The sequence below is a fragment of the Flavobacterium defluvii genome, assembly GCF_900129555.1.
GTDB classification, from domain to species: domain Bacteria; phylum Bacteroidota; class Bacteroidia; order Flavobacteriales; family Flavobacteriaceae; genus Flavobacterium; species Flavobacterium defluvii.
Map to the genome: position 1 here is coordinate 1 of NZ_FQWC01000010.1, position 11,793 is coordinate 11,793.

Here is an 11,793-nt window from a genome sequence, read left to right on the forward strand (position 1 = left end):
AAGATCTTTACGCCATCGCTCATGAAAATGGTGAATTAAACCTTCAAAGCGGTAAACAAGAATTGTTTGAAAATATTATTAACCAATATATTTAAATGTGATAGCTGCAGAAAGTTAAAAGCTGGAATGAATATTTCGTGTGTAATCACAAAAATGAAATTATAATATTCTTACGGCCAGTTTAGTACGTTAATTTAGCTAAATTTCAGTTTCATAAAATACTCCTTCGAATTTAATTTGAAAGGAGTTTTTTTATGTTTTGTAACAACCGATTGCTTTTAATGTTGCTTTTTTGAGGCTAAATAGCTAATAATTAAAAACAAGTACAGCAATTTGTTTTGTTTATCTGTTTATTTTAACAGTATTTTTACCTTAAAAAAGACTTGTTTTTGAGTAATGGCATGATGATTCTTACTTTTTTTATTTTTTTACTTTTTTTTAACTAAATAAAAATTATGCAGTAAAATTATCAAAATCAACAGCTGAAATAATCCTATAAATAAATATTTTACATTATTTTAGTCTTAAAATTATTTAGTATATTTTTTTAAAGCATCTTTTTTATCGAATATTTAAAAAAATAATAAACAACCGATTGTGTATTGATTGTTTTTTTATATTTTTGATACTATACTTATTAACTCAACCAATCAAATTAACTATCTAAATCAATTTTTATGACTAACTATTTTGTTACAATTAAATCAAAGCATCTAAAATGCTTTTGTTTTTTGATCTTAATGTTTGCGTTTTCACTCCATTCCGGTGCGCAGACAAAAGTTACCGGAACAGTATCAGATGCAAATGGTCCGATTCCGGGAGCTAATGTAAATTTAAAAGGCACTAAAACTGGTGTAAGTACTAGTTTTGACGGTACCTACACTATAGATGTCCCGTCCAATGGAATTCTTGTTTTCAGTTTTATAGGTTTAAGAAACAAAGAAGTAGTTGTAAACGGACAAAGCAAAATTAATGTAAGTCTTGAAGAAGATTCTGCTCAATTAAAAGAAGTAATTGTTATTGGGTACGGAACGCAAAGAAAAGAAGCTGTGACGGGATCTGTAGCTTCTATTGGAGGCAGTGAATTAAATGAAGTTCCGGCTGCCAATGTAACGCAGGCTCTGCAAGGAAGGCTTGCTGGTGTTGACTTAACACAGACTTCTACCAAACCGGGAGCGGCAATGCAGATACGCATACGTGGAACCAGATCCTTAACAGGGAGTAATGATCCTTTAATTGTTTTGGACGGAGTTCCGTTTGCAGGTTCAATAGGAGATATAAATCCAGTTGATATAAAATCTGTAGATGTTTTAAAAGATGCCTCTGCAACTGCTATTTACGGTTCACGTGGAGCAAATGGGGTTATATTAATTACAAGTAATAAGGGGCGTAAAAATCAAAAAGCTACTTTTAATTATAACGGATTTAGCGGTATCAAACAGGTTTTTGGAAAATATGATATGATGGATGCTGCTAAATTTGCAGCACTTCGTGATTACTCTACTTTATATACAGATGGTATTGATGAATCAAGAGATACCAATACAGACTGGCAGGATTTACTTTACGGAGCTGGCGAAATGATTAGTCACGATGTAAGTGTTTCCGGGGGTAGTGAGAACGGGGCTTACAATGCAGGTTTAGGATATTATAAAGAAGAATCTGTTTTACCGGGTCAAAAATACGAGCGTTTTAGCTTAAGAGGAGGTTTAGATCAGCAATTAGGAGGTGCTTTCCGCATGGGCTTTAATACCAATAGCAATTACTCTGTTACTAACGGAGATAACATTGGTACAGGTACTATTTTAGGAACTTCGCCATTGGCAAATCCGTATAATCCGGACGGATCTTTAAAAAGAACCGTGAGAATGGGTGCCGATGAAAACTGGGTTTACACCAGAGAATCTATTAATAATCTTGGTGACTCTTATGTGAATCAGACAAGAGCTTTTAGTTCGTACAATAATATTTTTGCAGAGGTAAAAATACCGGGAGTTGAAGGTTTAAAATATCGTATGAATACGGGATTAAATTTACGCTTGTCAAATAGTGGTTATTATGAAGGGCAGGGTGTTTTTGATGTAAATCCTACTACGATCTCAAATGCTTCGATTAGCAATACCTTATCAACACAATGGCTTATTGAAAATCTGATTACATACGATAAAACTTTTGCTCAAAAACATACCATAAATTTTGTAGGACTGTATTCCAACGAGCAGTTTACAGCAAATACGTCACAAATTTCAAGAAACGGGATAACTTCTGATGCATTTCAATTTTACAATCTTGGTCAGAGTGAAGAAGAAGCGGTTATCAACCCTGCAAATCAGGATTATACACAATGGGGTCTGACTTCATATATGGCAAGGGCAATGTATTCTTATGATAATAAATACTTTATTTCAGGAACAATTCGTTCAGATGGTTCATCAAGATTATCAAAAGGAAATAAATGGGTAACCTATCCGGCTGTATCAGCAGGATGGACAGTTTCTAATGAATCTTTTCTAAAAAATGTTTCATGGGTTAACTTACTTAAATTACGAGCAGGTTACGGTGAAACTTCTAATCAGGCTGTTTCCCCATACGCTACTTTAGGAGCTTTAAGTACCAGGCCTTATAATTTTGGTAATACAAATTCAACAGGCGTATATGTAACCGAACTGCCTAATCCGGATTTAGGATGGGAGTATTCTACCACATGGAATTACGGATTGGATTTTGCATTCCTTAATAATCGTTTATCAGGTACGATCGAATATTACAAAACAAATACAAAAGATTTGCTGCAAAGAGTAAACCTGCCGGCAACATCTGGCGTGAGCAGCTATGTGGCAAACGTGGGTGAAACTGAAAATAAAGGATATGAGATTGCCTTAAACGGAGTTATTCTTGATAATCCAAAAGGATTGAGCTGGACCGTTGGGGTTAATTTTTATGCCAACCAAAACAAGTTGGTTAAACTTGCTTCAGGAGCGCAAAGAGATGAAGCAAATTCATGGTTTGTTGGTTATAATATCAACTCTATTTACGATTATGAAAAAGTAGGAATCTGGCAGCAAGGTGATCCATACATGTCAATATTAGAGCCTGGACCAACTGGTGTAAACGATCAGGGAACAGTTGTAGGGTCTATAAAAGTAAAGTATACAGGAGATTTTAACCCGGATGGTTCACCAACACGTGCCATTAATACAAGCGACAGACAAATTATTGAAACTGATCCAGACTTTCAGGGAGGTTTTAATACGAGCTTAACATATAAAGGTTTTGATTTTTCTGCCGTTGGTGCTTTTAAAAGCGGCGGTGTTTTAATTAGCACACTTTATGGAGGAAATAGTTACCTGAACTTACTTAACGGAAGAAGAAGCAATGTAGATGTAGATTATTGGACACCAAATAATACAGATGCTGAATTTCCAAATCCAAGAGGAATTAGAAGCGGTGATAACCCAAAATATATTTCTACAATGGGATATTTTGATGCATCATACTTAAAAATCAGAGCATTAACTCTAGGATATACTTTAGATCAGGAATTTATGAGAAGTTTAGGTATAGAGAAGCTGAGACTTTATTTTACGGCACAAAATCCTTTTGTACTTTTTTCACCTTATCATAAACAATCTGGTATGGATCCTGAAACAAATTCTTATGGAGATGAAAATCAGGCAGTAACAACATCATACCAACGTAGGTTTTTGGTTATTGGAACAAACACTCCTTCAACTAGAAATTTTTTATTCGGACTTAATTTAACATTTTAATCAAGAACAACTATGAAACGATATATTTCTAAAAATTTAATTATAGTATTAGTAGCTTTGTTCTCCTTTACAGGCTGCTCTGATATTTTAGAAGAAAAACCACATGATTTTTATGAGCCTGGCTATTTTAAAACTGAACAGGGAGTTATACAGGGATTGACTTCGCATTACGCCCATTTAAGATGGATATATGGACAGGCTTATTATTATAATTCTGTGCAGACAGGAACAGATGAAAATACATATGGACAGCAAGCTGATGGCAATTTTAAAGATCATGACCTATCCGGAGTTGGGGTTATAAATCCTACCTCGAGCAGAGCCGATGTGGTCTGGAATAACTCTTATAATGATATCAATACAGCAAGTGGTATTATTGAGAATGGTGCCGCAGTAGGCATCGCAAGTAACTTAATTGCAGAATCTAAATTCTTTAGAGCTTTTGATTATTTTTTATTGGTACAAAATTTTGGAGGTGTGCCTTTAGATTTAGGGGCTGGTGAACTCAAATTTAACAGTAAACCATCCAGATCTTCAAAACGAAATACAGTAAGTGAGGTTTATACAAAAGCTATTTTTCCGGACCTGGTAGCAGCTGTAAATGAATTACCGGATACGCCAAGGTTAACAGGTACAGCTACCAAAACACTGGCTCGTTTAATGTTAGCAAAAGCATATCTGACATATGCATGGTGGCTGGAAAACCCAAACAATATTCCCACCTATCCAGAAACTCCAAGAACAGATCCTGACGGACATAATGCACAATGGTACTTTCAAGAGGCTTATAACATCGCTTTGGCAGGTATTAATAATCCGGGAACTTATGCATTATTGCCTTATTATTATGATGTGAACTTAGGTTCTAATGACCGCAATAAAGAAATAATGCTTTATGCAGATCATACAGAGAAAAGCGAATATTACAATGGAGCAAGTCTTACATACGGAAGCGGCGGCTCACCAGATAATTTTGCAGGCTGGATGGGAACATTTAATTATACTTCTATAAGAAGTAAAAATGCATCAGGAACTGCGGTTTCGACTGTACAAAGAGCGGCAGATCAGTTTTTAGGACGTCCTTGGGTAAGAATGGCACCACCTATAGAAGTTTTTACCAAAACTTTTGCAGATAAAACAAACGATTCAAGATACGACGGAACATTTTCGGCCGTATATCGTGGAAACTGGAATTTACTTGGAACCGGATTAACCGATGTACCAACTTTATATAATGCTAACGGATTACCGGTAAAACCAGGGGATGCTATTGTAACTTTTCTTAATGATGAACCTTCAACGGCAATTGCATACCCTGCCGGAGCGGGAGATAGCGGTATTGGTGCAGGAGTTTTACCAGGCAGGTCTGATTATGTAATTTCTCCACAAGGAATAAGCAGAATAGTATATCCTGGATTATGGAAATTAGGGCCCTACCGTACAGATAATGCCGGAGGATTAGGACAGCCAAATGCCGGAAGTACAAGACCTTATCCTGTTGCTAAATTTTCAGAACTATATTTTGTTGCGGCAGAAGCAGCAGTAAAGGGTGCAACAGGCAGCATGTCTGCCAGAGATCTTATCAATGTAATCAGAGCACGCGCAGGAAAATGGCGTTGGGACAATAATGGTAAAGTAGCAAAAACGGCTGACAATAGTGTCGTATTAACGAACGCAACCCCTGCAGTAATTGATATTAATTACATTCTGGCCGAACGTTCCCGTGAATATTATGGCGAAGGGTATCGTTGGTATGATTTAGTAAGAACTCAAAAATGGAATGAAATTGCCGGTAAATATTCAATTGGCGGATCAAATTATGGTCAGCATACACCAGAGGTTATTACCAGAAAAATAGAGCCTCATCATTATCTGCGTCCTATTCCGCAAGCGCAAATAGATGGTATGGAAATGTCTGATGCCGACAAAAAAGCTTACCAGAATCCGGGATATAATTAATTAGGGATTTAAAAACAAATAAGTTTTAAGGTAGGTTATGTTAGTTTAAGTTTAGCCGAGGAGTAATTTCTTCGGCTTTTAAATTGTGAATTCAATTTGCAAGGAGAAAACGGATGACACGGATTTAAGCTGATTGGCGCAGATTTATTTAAAATCTGGAAAATCCTATTTAAATAAAATAAGAAATCTGTTTAATCCGAATCATCAGCGTTCAAAACGTTTTCTATCTTTAATTTCAATATTGAATAAAAGCACCTTTATCAAGTACTATAAAACAAAAAAATACAAAATGAAACAGCAGTTATTAGTTCTCTTACTAGCATTATCATTTCTCTTTTCTTTTAAAGGAGTTGGCGTTAAAGATGCAATTACCGGAAAAAAAAATGTAAACCCTCCTGTTTTTTTAAATGTTGTGTATCAGGGAAATGATGATATTTATAAAAATAATCCATTAAAACCAGATGAGTTTTATTCTCCCGTTTTACAGGGATGTTATCCGGATCCGGCAATTACCAAAAAAGGCGATGATTATTTTATGGTATGTTCTTCCTTTGCTATGTTTCCGGGAGTACCCATTTTTCATTCTAAAGATTTAGTAAATTGGACAGACCTTGGAGGTGTACTAAATAAAGTATCCGAATTTAATCCGCATGATACAGGTATAAGTCAGGGTGTGTATGCGCCGGGAATAACGTATAATCCTCACAATGACACTTTTTACATGATTGTAACGGCATTTTCAGGAGGTCTGGGTAATATTATAGTAAAAACAAAAGACCCCATGAAAGGATGGGGAAACCCAATAAAATTAGGCTTTAACGGAATCGATCCTTGTATATTTTTTGATGATAACGGAAAAGGTTATATCGTTCATAATGATGCTCCCGATAAAGGAAAAGAACTGTATCAGGGACATCGTGTTATTAAAGTTTGGGAATACGATCTGGAAAAAGATCAGGTCATTCCGGGCACGGATAAAATTATTGTAGATGGCGGAGTAGATCTTTCTAAAAAGCCAATCTGGATAGAAGCGCCACATCTTTATAAAAAAGACGGTCATTATTATTTAATGTGTGCCGAAGGCGGTACAGGAGGAAATCATAGTGAAGTAATCTTTATCAGTGATAGTCCTAAAGGACCTTTTAAACCCGCATTAAACAACCCAATTCTTACCCAAAGATATTTTCCGCAAAACAGAAAAGATAAAGTAGACTGGGCAGGACATGCCGATTTAGTTCTTGGACCTGATAATAAATATTACGGGGTATTTTTAGGCATTCGCCCAAATGATAAAGACCGCGTAAATACAGGACGTGAAACCTTTATGCTTCCGGTAGACTGGTCAGGAACTTTTCCCGTTTTTGAAAACGGATTAGTGCCTTTAGAACCAAAAATTAAAATGCCAAAAGGCGTAACCGAAAACAAAACAGGCAAAGACGGATTTTTCCCAAATGGTAATTTTACGTTTACAGAAAATTTTACTTCTGATAAATTAGATTACAGATGGATCGGATTGAGAGGCCCGCGAGAAAATTTTATTTCTCTCACCAAAAAAGGACTTCAGATCAACCCTTTCGAAGTAAACATAAAAGAATTGAAACCCACTTCGACGCTTTTTTACAGACAAATGCACAACACGTTTTCGTTTGCCGCCACATTAGACTACAAACCAGAATCTGAAAAAGATCTGGCAGGAATTACATGTCTGCAAAATGAGCAATTTAATTATGTTTTTGGAATAACAAAAAAAGGAAAAGACACTTATATTTTATTAGAAAGAACAGAAAAAGGACAGTCAAAAACAATTGCAAGTGCCAAAATTGAAATCAAAAAAAACATTCGGCTTCAGGTAAAAGCGACCGGAGACAGTTATGAATTTAGTTATGCTTTAAACGGTACTGATTTTAAAAATTTAGGTGAAAGCGTTTCAGGCGATATTCTATCCACAAATATCGCCGGAGGTTTTACAGGTGCATTAATAGGATTATATGCAACGGCTGCAAATGATGCTCAGCCACTATAAAAATGAAATATGAAAAAGAAACATTTTAAACGAATATTGTTTTTGCAGATCTTCTTTTTAGTTTTGGTTTGTCAGTTCAATCAGTCATCGATAATGGCTCAGGGCAAATCAAAAACGACAGTCTGGGTGGGAAGCTGGGCTTGCGCACAAATGCTGATCGAACCAAATAATATGCCGCCTGCTCCGGGACTTTCAAGAAATACACTTCGACAAATTATCAGAGTTTCTATTGGAGGAAAACATATCAGATTGCGTTTCTCCAATATTTTCAGCGATCAGCAAACGGTTTTAAAATCGGTTAGTGTAGCCAATGTTATTGATGCGCCCGGTATAGATTCTAAAACCCAAAAAGAACTTCGTTTTAATGGAAAATCTGAGATAACAATAAATCCCGAACAAGAAATTTATTCAGATGCTTTTGATTTTAAATTAACGCCAGGACAACTTTTGGCGATTACTATTCATTACGGAAATATTTCGCAAAAAACATCAGGACATCCCGGTTCACGAACCACTTCATATATTCTTGAAGGAGATCAAATTCAAAATGCAGCTTTTGATGGCGCCATAAAAACAGATCACTGGTATTCGATTATGGGATTGGATGTAGTTGAGGATAAATCTGCAGCTGCTATCGTTTGTTTAGGAAATTCCATTACAGACGGCAGGGGCTCAGGAACCAATAAACAAAACCGTTGGACAGATATTTTATCGGCACGATTATCAGCTGATAAAAAAACGGAAAAAATAGGTGTTTTGAATTTAGGAATTGGAGGAAATTGTGTTGTTAAAGGCGGCTTAGGACCAACAGCCCTGAACCGTTTTGACAGAGATGTATTATCTCAAAAAGGTACAAAATGGCTCATAATTCTGGAAGGAATCAATGACATTGGAGGAATTGAAAATCCGGAAGACGCACCTGTAAAAGCGCAGGAACTTATAAATGCTTATAAAGTAATGATCGATAAAGCACATGCAAAAGCAATTAAAGTCTACGGCTGTACTATTTTGCCATTTGCCAAATCATTTTATGATGCGCCACATAAACAACAGGCCCGCGATATTGTAAATACCTGGATTCGCAATAGTAATGCCTTTGATGCCGTAATCGATTTTGATAAAGTAATGGTTTCAGGAGAAGATTCAAAAACCATCTTATCCAGCCTTCACGACGGAGATTTTTTGCATCCCAATGAAGCGGGCTATCTTAAGATGGGAGAAGCCGTGGATCTCAATTTATTTAAATAACAGTTTATATATTTTGAATTCTGTTAAAAATGATTTTTTGACAATAAAAATAGAGCAGCAATGAAATCAATACTTAGATTTTTCGCCTTTACGATTCTTTTTTCAATAGTACAAAAAGGGTACTCTCAAGATCCTGATTTTCATATTTATCTGGGTTTTGGTCAGTCTAATATGGAAGGATATGCCAAAATAGAACCACAGGATAAAGAGGGTGTCGATGATCGGTTTCAGGTTTTGCAGGCAGTCGATTGTCCTGAGTTGAAACGTGAAAAAGGAAATTGGTATACCGCCATACCGCCATTGTGTCGCTGCAGTACCGGACTAACACCGTTTGATTATTTTGGGCGGCATCTGGTAGCCAATCTGCCTGAAAATGTAAAAGTAGGCGTTATCAATGTAGCCGTTGGAGGATGTAAAATTGAACTTTTTGATAAAGATAAGACAGCAGAATATACAGCCACAGCGCCCGATTGGATGAAAGGCATTCTAAAAGAATATGATGGAAATCCATATGCAAGACTGGTTGAACTGGCAAAAATAGCGCAGAAAAAAGGTGTAATTAAAGGTATTTTATTACATCAGGGAGAATCTAATACAGGAGATACACTTTGGACAAAAAAGGTAAAAATTGTCTATGATAATTTGATAAAGGATTTAAATCTGGACCCGAAAAAAGTTCCTTTACTCTCAGGAGAAACTGTAAACGAAGACCAGAAAGGTAAATGTGGCAGTATGAATAAAATTATAGCAGCATTGCCAAAAACAATTCCCAATTCCTATGTGATTTCATCAAAAGGATGCACGGCAGAACCTGACTTTTTGCATTTTAATGCCGCAGGTTACAGAGATTTAGGAAGACGCTATGCTGATAAAATGCTTTCATTATTAGGTTATAAATTATCTAACGGAAAAAGGCCTTTTATAGTACAGGCTCCCCTTGGTTTTGATCAGTTAAATGCTAACATTCCGGCAGGAAAAATAGAAACGATTACTTATGAATCTAAAACGGTTGGTTCTACAAGAAAAGCAACAGTTTATACCCCTCCCGGATTCGATAAAAAGAAAAAATATCCTGTTTTGTATCTTTTACACGGAATAGGCGGCGATGAAAAAGAATGGCTCAACGGAGGAAATCCGCAAATTATATTAGATAATCTTTTTGCAGAAGGAAAAATAGAACCTATGATTGTGGTCATGCCAAACGGCAGGGCAATGAAAGACGACAGTGCGGCCGGAAATATAATGGCACCCGACAAAGTACAGGCTTTTGCTGTATTTGAAAAAGATTTATTAAACGACCTGATTCCGTTTATCGAAAAAAAATACCCAGTTCAGAAAGACAGAGATCACCGCGCTATTGCCGGATTATCAATGGGAGGCGGGCAATCTTTAAACTTTGGATTAGGGAATTTAGATAAATTTGCCTGGGTTGGCGCTTTCTCAGCAGCTCCTAATACTAAAGCACCAGCAGAATTACTTTTTGATCCGGAAACAGCAAAAAAGAAACTAAAACTACTCTGGATTTCCTGTGGAGATAACGACTGGCTTATCGAAAACAGTAAACGAACGCACGATTATTTGTATAAAAATGATGTGCCTCATATTTATTACATCGAGCCGGGAGTTCATGATTTTAAAGTATGGAAAAATGGTTTGTATATGTTTTCACAATTTTTATTTAAAACTGTCGATCAATCTAATTTTGCAGCTTATACCATTTTAGGGAGTCCTGCGCAAACCAATATTCGTAATGCAAAATATCCGCAGATATTACCGGATAACAGAGTAATTTTTAAAGTTACCGCTCCCGAAGCTTCAAAAGTACAAATCGATTTAGGTAAAAAATACGATCTGACAAGAGATTCAGAAGGATTTTGGACAGTAACTACAGATGTAATTAATAAAGGATTTAATTATTATTCCCTGCTTATTAATGGTGTTGCAGTTGCAGACCCGTCAAGTCAGACATTTTACGGTATGGGGCGTATGGCAAGCGGTATTGAAATTCCAAATAAAGAAGGAGATTTTTATGCTTTAAAAGACGTTCCGCATGGTGATATCAGAATCAAAAAATATTTTTCAAAAGAAACCAATTCATGGCGTGAAATGTATGTGTATACACCGCCTGGATATGAAAATGCTGCAGAAAAATATCCGGTTTTATATATCCTGCATGGTGGAGGTGAAGATCAGACAGGCTGGGCAGCTCAGGGAAAAGCAAATTTAATTTTAGACAATTTAATTGCCGAAAACAAAGCAAAACCAATGATTATAGCAATGCTCGATGGTAATATGGGAAATACAGGCGGCGTTGCAGGTTTTAATGAAAATGCACTAAAAGCTTTTGAAAATGAATTAAAAACCGGCGCAATTCCCTTTGTAGAAAGCAATTTTAAAGCAGCAAAGGAATCTAAAAACAGGGCTTTGGCAGGATTATCAATGGGAGGCTTGCAAACACTATATGCTGGCATTAAAAATTCTGACTTGTTTTCTTATATAGGCGTTTTTAGTTCAGGCTGGTGGGCTAATAATACAGCCTTATCTGATCCGCAATACGAGTTTATGAAAAATAATGCCGGGACAATTAATGCAAACATCAAAGAATTTTGGATTTCTATGGGAGGAAAAGAAGATATTGCTTATGAAAACTGCAAAATAATGATGAAAAAATTCGACCAGCTAGGAATCAAATATAAATACAGCGAATATCCAGGCGGACATACATGGCCAGTCTGGAGACATGATTTATTTATGTTTGCGCCATTATTGTTTCAGCACAAATAAAGATTTTAA

5 protein-coding genes are annotated in these 11,793 nt (G+C 36.1%); all 5 read left to right on the top strand.

What is annotated here, in order from left to right; all coding sequences use genetic code 11:
- The first annotated feature begins 677 nt into the window (after positions 1–677).
- Entirely contained in the window at positions 678–3,770 is a 3,093-nt protein-coding gene (locus tag BUC29_RS18435; RefSeq protein WP_073417659.1) for a SusC/RagA family TonB-linked outer membrane protein, read from the top strand.
- 12 nt (positions 3,771–3,782) lie between these two features.
- Positions 3,783–5,729 carry a RagB/SusD family nutrient uptake outer membrane protein gene (locus BUC29_RS18440; protein WP_073417660.1) on the top strand — a complete coding sequence of 649 codons (1,947 nt, stop codon included), beginning with the start codon at positions 3,783–3,785 and terminating at the stop codon, positions 5,727–5,729.
- 289 nt (positions 5,730–6,018) lie between these two features.
- The gene (locus BUC29_RS18445; protein ID WP_073417788.1) at positions 6,019–7,752 is read left to right on the top strand and encodes a glycoside hydrolase family 43 protein; all 1,734 of its coding nucleotides are present in this window, start codon (positions 6,019–6,021) and stop codon (positions 7,750–7,752) included.
- Positions 7,753–7,761: 9 nt separating this feature from the next.
- On the top strand, positions 7,762–9,000 hold the full coding sequence (locus BUC29_RS18450) for an SGNH/GDSL hydrolase family protein (RefSeq protein ID WP_073417661.1): 1,239 nt from the start codon (positions 7,762–7,764) through the stop codon (positions 8,998–9,000).
- A gap of 60 nt (positions 9,001–9,060) precedes the next feature.
- Positions 9,061–11,784: an alpha/beta hydrolase-fold protein gene (locus BUC29_RS18455; RefSeq protein WP_073417662.1), complete on the top strand. Its 2,724-nt coding sequence runs from the start codon at positions 9,061–9,063 to the stop codon at positions 11,782–11,784.
- Positions 11,785–11,793: the final 9 nt, after the last annotated feature.